At 45.5% G+C, this 7299-nt stretch carries 8 protein-coding genes; 1 reads left to right on the top strand and 7 read right to left on the bottom strand.

The genetic code is table 11. The annotated features are described in order from the left end of the window. The first annotated feature begins 76 nt into the window (after positions 1-76). Entirely contained in the window at positions 77-1327 is a 1251-nt protein-coding gene (locus WBV27_RS01490) for a putative glycoside hydrolase (protein ID WP_424198790.1), read from the top strand. A gap of 126 nt (positions 1328-1453) precedes the next feature. On the opposite strand, the gene WBV27_RS01485 is transcribed toward WBV27_RS01490, so the two are convergent. The 7 genes from WBV27_RS01485 to WBV27_RS01455 all read right to left on the bottom strand — a co-directional run. Further along, entirely contained in the window at positions 1454-2086 is a 633-nt protein-coding gene (locus WBV27_RS01485; RefSeq protein WP_424198788.1) for a copper homeostasis protein CutC, read from the bottom strand. A gap of 94 nt (positions 2087-2180) precedes the next feature. Next, complete coding sequence (locus WBV27_RS01480; RefSeq protein WP_424198786.1) at positions 2181-2678, bottom strand: mannose/fructose/sorbose PTS transporter subunit IIB; 498 nt, start codon at positions 2676-2678, stop codon at positions 2181-2183. 71 nt (positions 2679-2749) lie between these two features. Continuing rightward, complete coding sequence (locus tag WBV27_RS01475; protein WP_424198784.1) at positions 2750-3130, bottom strand: DUF956 family protein; 381 nt, start codon at positions 3128-3130, stop codon at positions 2750-2752. A 127-nt stretch (positions 3131-3257) separates the two neighbouring features. Beyond that, positions 3258-4184 (bottom strand): PTS system mannose/fructose/sorbose family transporter subunit IID, encoded by a 927-nt coding sequence (locus WBV27_RS01470; protein ID WP_424198782.1) that lies wholly within the window; start codon positions 4182-4184, stop codon positions 3258-3260. A gap of 17 nt (positions 4185-4201) precedes the next feature. Next, on the bottom strand, positions 4202-5002 hold the full coding sequence (locus WBV27_RS01465) for a PTS mannose/fructose/sorbose transporter subunit IIC (RefSeq protein WP_086941446.1): 801 nt from the start codon (positions 5000-5002) through the stop codon (positions 4202-4204). A 21-nt stretch (positions 5003-5023) separates the two neighbouring features. Beyond that, positions 5024-6010, bottom strand: coding sequence for a mannose/fructose/sorbose PTS transporter subunit IIA (locus WBV27_RS01460; RefSeq protein WP_424198780.1), 987 nt, complete (start codon positions 6008-6010; stop codon positions 5024-5026). A gap of 209 nt (positions 6011-6219) precedes the next feature. Continuing rightward, the coding region (locus WBV27_RS01455) for a PRD domain-containing protein (RefSeq protein ID WP_424198778.1) at positions 6220-7299 on the bottom strand (1080 nt) is incomplete at its 5' end.

The raw sequence follows: 7299 nt of genomic DNA, 5'->3' as shown, positions 1-7299 counted from the left end.
TCGATGGCCTGCGCGCGAAAGATATCACAATCGTGGACCCGAACGTAATCGAATCGCCTGAACGGGAGGAAATGTAATGATGACCTATTTTAAACAGACACTCGCTGCCGCCAGTTTATTGTTTTTCCTATCCGGGACGACGGTTGCCTCGGCCAGCGAAACCGAAAGCGCTGCTGCAAGCGATAGCGCCACTGCCGAAACAACAGCAGCAGCCACAACTACTAGCACGCTGATGCTGCGCCAAGGTGCCCTTTTGAAGACACCTACCGCCAAGGAACTGCCAAAGAAATTTTTCTACGACAGCGGCGTCGAAATCGCCTATCCGGCTGACGGCGTAAAAGGGATCTATGTGACGGCCTACTCGGTCGGCTATGAAGAAAAATTCAACAAATTGCTTGCTTACGTCGATTCGAACGACCTGAACGCGATGGTCATCGACATCAAGGATGATATGGGCGTCGTGACTGCAGATTTCAACTCCGATGATACCCATATCCAGGAAAATACGGAAGAGTATATCCCGGATATCAAAGAGCTGATGGACGTGATGGAAGAGAAGCAGATCTATCCGATCGCCCGCATCGTGACCTTCAAGGATACCTTGTTGGCCAACGAACAGCCGGAAATGTCCTTCACCGAAAGCGATGGCTCCGTCTGGGTCGCTTCCAACGGCGAATCGTTTATCAACCCGTTCCTGAAGCAGACTTGGGATTACGCAGTCAATGTCGGGATTGAAGCCGCCAAGGTCGGATTCAAGGAAGTCCAGTTCGACTATGTCCGCTTCCCGGAAGGTTTCGAAGTTTGGGGCGATGATTTAAATTACGACATGGGCGAATACGCTGACTTGGAAATGACCGACGACCAAAAACGCGTTCAAGCCATCACTGACTTTACTGCCTATGCTAAAGAGAAATTGATGCCTTACGGCGTGGACGTATCCGTTGATATCTTCGGCTATACCGCTTCTGTCGTAGAAGCATCCGGCATCGGCCAGAACTTCCCGCAGATTTCCGAAAATGTCGATGTCATCTCCTCGATGATCTATCCGAGCCACTGGGGCACCGATTACTTCGGCATCTACAAACCGGATCTGTACCCGTATGAACTGGTATCCGAATATATGATTGTCGAAAACGAGTTGCTTGCAACACTTGAAACTCCGCCAATCAGCCGACCATGGCTGCAGGATTTCACCGCTTCCTATCTGGGTTCCGGGTTCTACCAAACCTACGGCAAAGAACAAGTAGATGCCCAAGTGCAGGCACTGTATGATGCCGGCATCAACGAGTTCCTGTTGTGGAACGCGCTGAATAACTACACTTACTAAGAAAAGCATAAAGAAGGGGTTGTCTCGAAAATGAGACAGCCCCTTCGTTGCGGTTTGGTGGTGGAATTCCCCACAAAATTGGCTCTACTGAAATAATCAAAGAAGTCTATTCAGTAATATAGGTTCCTACACAATTCGTGTCCCGTGTACTTCGGTGAATTCCAAAACTTTTTCAAGGTCTGCGAGATTGTCTTTCGTAATGCCGCCACCCGGCATGATCGTCATCTCTGGACTGATTTCCGCAAGTTCGGCAATGTGCGCTGCGTTTTCGAAAATCGTGTTTTCGGTTGGACCGCCATGCGTCAAAATCCGTGTAAACCCAATTTCTCCCAACCATAATAAGGCGTCTCTTTGCTTATCTTCCGGTATTAGATCAAATGCCATATGGAAAGCAAGTTCGATTCCATTATCGATGGCTAACTTGGCGATTTCTTCCAAAAATGGTTCATCCAATTCGTCAGCTGCGGTTAAAGCCCCTACTGCTATACCCTGGGAATGCAAGGCAATGATTTCTTCTAAATCTCGCATCATGATGGCTTTTTCCAGATTGGAATAAACAAAATCTCCACCTCGTGGTCGCAGCATCACGATTACGGGTACATCTTTGTCGGAACAATAATCCGTTGCGATTTTGATGACGCCAATGCTGGGTGTTGTTCCCCCTACTGCCAAATTATCACACAATTCAATCCTTTTAGCCCCGTGCTCGATGACTCCTGGGATGTTCGTAAAATTTTCTACACATGCTTCTTTTAGCATTTTGTCACCTCATGGATAGTATACCGTTCCGTCTAAAAATAAAGAAGGCACAAGGCGCTGTTCCATTCGCTTTGTGTCTTCTTTTAATATGCGCTCAAACTAATCCTTCTTTTTTCAGCACTTGCATGAGATCTACTTTATTGTCAGCGACGACCTTCCGGATATCCAAGTGGATGCCTTTATAGTTCAAGTACTCAAAAGCCTGAATATCGCGTTTATCAACCGCTACTGCGTTAGTGATCATCTTCTTACCATCTGAATAGCTCATACTGCCGATGTTGACGGAATCAATTTGAACGCCACTTTGCACGATTCGTGCGACATCGGTAGGATTCGTAAACAAGAGCATCGCGCGAAATTGATTATGTGTATCATCAAAGTAAATTTCAATAAACTTTTCTACCGGAATCACGTTGACCTTTACACCTGGTGGAGCGACCTGACGCAACAGCGTCTTTCGCAGATGATCCTGCGCCACCTCATCACTGATGACAATAATCCGCTCTGCTTTGCTTTGCTTTGTCCACACGGTTGCCACCTGTCCATGAATCAAACGGTCGTCGATTCGGACTAATCGAATATCCATTACCACCTTAGAACCTCCTTAAATCGCTCATCCAGCAACCGCCCACCGTATGCATCTTACTTAATTGCCGCCGCAATTCAGGATGCTTTCTTTTTGAACATGTGCTTGAAGGCATTCTTCAAAACATCGAAGAAACCCAATGATTGAACCATGTGATCTGGACTAACATAGATGCGGATCGCACGTAACACGTCCTTGGGATTTTTGGCTGAAAAAGTATACGTACCATCTTTCTTTGTTTGAAGCGCAAACCGCGGAATCCATTTTCCTTTGAACATCACGGATGCCAAGACATAATCGACCTCTTCCCAAGGTATTTGAATGAACTTTCGGGGGTCACGATGATGATAAAATTCAAACGCTTTATCTCCGATCATAATTTTCCCATAGTCCGTTAACCCCATATAAGAAGTACCATCCACTGCCATATCAACCTTTGCATTCAGGGATTCAACCATTGCATATGCCCCTCTCTCTTTTCGTCTGGTTTGAGTATAATATACACTCTTTGCTTTTTACAAGAAAAACAAGGCTCAGGCTTGTTTGCCTGAGCCTCATAATCATCATTTTTGATACATTCGAGAATTATAGCAATCCGATCAAGCGTCCGCCGATACCGACAACGAACAGGCCAAGAATGATCAAGATTGGAGAAACTTTCTTCTTCAACAACCACATGCAAAGGAATGTCAACAGCAATGCTGCCAAGCCAGGGATCAATTGATCCAAGTTATTTTGCAAGGTTGTAACTTTTGTATCAGTCAGTGACATGCCTGAAGTATATTGTGCCAGTGCTTGCTGGATGCCGGCAGTGCCACTTGGCAGGTTTTCCCAATCGATAAATGCGCCTTCTGAAAGTTTCACTGAAGAAACGGTTGGAGCAAACGAGATGGATACCCAACGTTGCACCAAGGCAGCCAATACGAACATCCCAAGAATGGAAGCTCCTTTTGTCAAATCTTGCAGTATTCCGCCAGACAAATCCTCAGTGATTTTTGATCCAGCCTTATAACCGAATTCTTGGGTATACCACATGAATCCCCAACGGATAGCGTTCCATGCAACAAAGAATAAGATAGGTCCTAAGATATTTCCTGTTAAGGCCAAGGATGCACCTAAAGCCCCCAGAATTGGACGAACTGTAAACCAGAACACAGGGTCACCAACACCGGCAAGAGGTCCCATCATCCCGACCTTCACACCTTGAATTGTAACATCATCTACTGGAGCTCCGTTTGCGCGTTCTTCTTCCAGAGCCAGCGTTACTCCTAATACTGGAGAGGCCACATATGGATGTGTATTGAAGAATTCCAAGTGGCGTTTCAATGCTAGGACGCGATCTTCTTTTGCTGGATAAAGTTTCTTGATTGCTGGAATCATTGCGAAAGCCCAGCCACCATTTTGCATCCGTTCATAGTTCCATGATCCTTGAATGAAGGTGGAACGCCAAGCAACCGCTAATCGATCTTTTTTAGTTAATACGAATTTTTTTTCTACCGTATTTTGTGCCATGTTTGCAGTCTCCTTTCCTAATAGTCGTTGAGTATCGAATCAAGTGGATCGCCAGTATTGCCAGAACCGCCATTACCGGAACCGCCCATTTTAGAAAGGTTCAAGTAGATCAAGGCCATTGCAACACCTAGGGCTCCTAATGCGATCAACGTCAATTGAGATACAGCGGCAACAACGAAACCAATGATGAAGAATGGCCATACTTCTTTAGTAGCCATCATATTAATGACCATTGCATAACCAACGGCTACGACCATACCGCCACCGATTGCCATTCCATCAGTCAACCAACCCGGCATTGCTTCCAACCCAGAACGGACAGCGTCTGCAGGGATGAACAGAAGCATTGCAGCAGGAATTGCGATACGCAAACCTTGCATGGCAATAGCCCCAATTTGAAGCCATTCAATCTTGCGATAGTCGCCTTGTTCTGCAGCTGCGTCCATCAAATGAACGATAGGAACAGCGAGTGTACGAACGAACATCGTCAAGACTAATCCAGCTACAGCCAGAGGAATCGCAATGGCGATAGCGGAAGATACGCCATTTACGCCTTGACCACCCAAAACTAAAATAATTGCCGATGCAACAGAAGCAAGTGCTGCGTCAGGTGCAACAGCGGCTCCGATATTTGCCCAACCTAATGCGATCATTTGTAATGATCCGCCAAGAATAATACCAGCTTCAAGATTACCTGTGACAAGTCCGATAAGTGTACATGCAACGAGCGGTTGATGGAATTGGAATTCATCTAAAATGCCTTCCATCCCGGCAAAGAATGCCACGATGATGACTAGAATAATTGAAACGACTGACATAATATACCTCCTCTTTTCTTGTTATGCCTTTGCTAATTCTTCTTTAGCTTTTTTCAGCAACGAATCCATTTTTTCCGATGAATCATTTGGAACTTTACGGACATCGAATTTAACACCTTTTGCTTTCAATGTTTCAAACGCTTTCACATCTTCAGGTCCCATTGACAAAACCTTATTCACAACAACCTTGCCGACTGAGTGAGCCATTGATCCAACATTCAACTCCTCAATCTGCACGCCGCCTTCCAATGCCCGAACAACATCTTGCACTGTTTCAAAAAGCAAGAGCGCATGCGTGTTCCCAAAACGAGGATCCTTGGCAATTTCGATCATTTTTTTGATTGGAATCACGTTGGCTTTGACTCCGGGAGGAGCCGCTTGTACAATCAGATTTTTACGCAATTCATCTCTTGCGACATTATCCGAAACCACGATGATCCGATCTGTTCCAGTTGTTTTCGCCCACGTTGTTGCCACTTGTCCGTGAAGCAACCGTGAATCCAAACGAACTAACGATAACTTGATTTTGCCATCACCCACGACTGTGCCTGCAGGAAGGCTACCTTTTAGCTGTTGCCCCTTAGAAGCCGCTTCCACTTTCTTTGGCTCTAAACTTTCTGGCTTAGCTCTTACACCATCCTTCGCTGCTGGAAGAATTTGAGCAGCAATCTTTTGTGCTGATTCCATGCTCAGACGTGCAGCATACGCTTCGATGACCATCGGAAGGTTCATTCCGGCGATAATCGCCCATGTGTCTTTATGTGCTTCAAAAAGACTGTTGGCTTGGTTGAACGGTGTACCGCCCCATAAATCGACTAAGAACAGCACTTCATCTTGATTGTCAAAGGATGCGATAGCCTCTTGCATCTTTCTTTTGACATCGTCCGGTCCTTCGCTAGGCGCCAAGGTCACTGCTTTGACATTTTCTTGTTCGCCGAAAATCATCGAAGCAGATTGCAGAATGCCTTCAGCGAAATCTCCATGACTTGCTAGGATAATTCCTACCATTTGTATACCTCCTATTGAATATATTTTTGTGACTGTTTGGATAAATAGCTTGGTAGGCCATTTACCAGACACTATACTATATGCAAAAAGCGTGCCAACTTAGTGTATGGCACATTTCTTACGATAAAAAAGCACAAAAAAATACACTAAACCCGATAGTGTCTTAGTGTATTTTTTTATTTGTTGTTAGTGTATGCGATACTGTATCGTTATTCTTGATAGGCCAACAGTTGCTGCAGATAGTATACTTCATCTTTCGGCATCTCAATTTGAAAGGTGCGGCTCAGGAGATTTAAGGACTGTTCCAGCTGCTTAAATGTTTCTGTCCGTTCAGTCCGTTCAAGTTCCTCTTGCGGCGCGACCAATGTATCCTGGCGCAGGGACCGCTCAAACATCCCCGCAAGGTGCATCAGAAGATTGATTACTTGGGAGTAATTTTCCTCATTTTTCATTAAGGAACTACTAAACTTCCACAAAGGTTCAATCAGCTTTTGCGGATTCAAGAAAGTAAAGCTTTGCGTCATGTATTCCACGCATATCTGCTTTGCCTTTTCCAATGTCAACTCACTATCATCATAGGATTCGGACTCTTCCACTAAGTAGTCCAATACTTTTTCGGCATCTCCATTGAAGAAATGTTCCATTGGAATGTAAACGGCATCGATTTTTGGTTTGACGATTCCTGTTGTAGCCAGGATTTCATACTCCTGTTGCAAGTGAACCAGCTGCTCATCCATGTCGATCACCGAAATCGGCAGCACCTCGATTTCCACATCAAAATATTTCTCCAAATGCTTGTCGATAAGCTCTTTCATCTTTTGCGCTGTCCCTTCACCCGAAGCGCAGATCGCAATGATCGCCTTTTTGCGCTGTAAAGTGTGCCCGTTCTCTTCTCTCGTGGTCACGTTGCTGCCTGCATAACCACGAAAAGATTGGAGCGATCGATAAATTTCATCAAGTGTCGTTTCAACAAGATCCGTCTTGCGCACCGTCTCCAAAACGATTGGAGTCGTGACCATGTCGATCGTTTTGACCTCAATCCCTGTTTTTTCGGTGATTTTTTCGGAAAAAGTCGCCAGCGAGCCCATATCGACCAATAAAATGACTCCGCTGCCTCGATCGATTTCTTGGACACAATGAATAATTTTTTCGAGGGCCACTTGGGGCTTCATCTCAAGAGGCATATCTACAGCGCGGATATTGTCGACACCCAACAGTGTCGTCACAACCTCGGCCATGCTCGTTGCTGTGCTCCTGCCATGGGCGGCAATCACAACACCCACTCTCCC

Source organism: Trichococcus sp. (assembly GCF_049589555.1).
In the GTDB taxonomy this organism is placed as follows: Bacteria; Bacillota; Bacilli; order Lactobacillales; family Aerococcaceae; genus Trichococcus.
The sequence above is the reverse complement of the archived record's forward strand: the minus strand, read 5'-3'. Positions and strand labels throughout refer to the sequence as shown.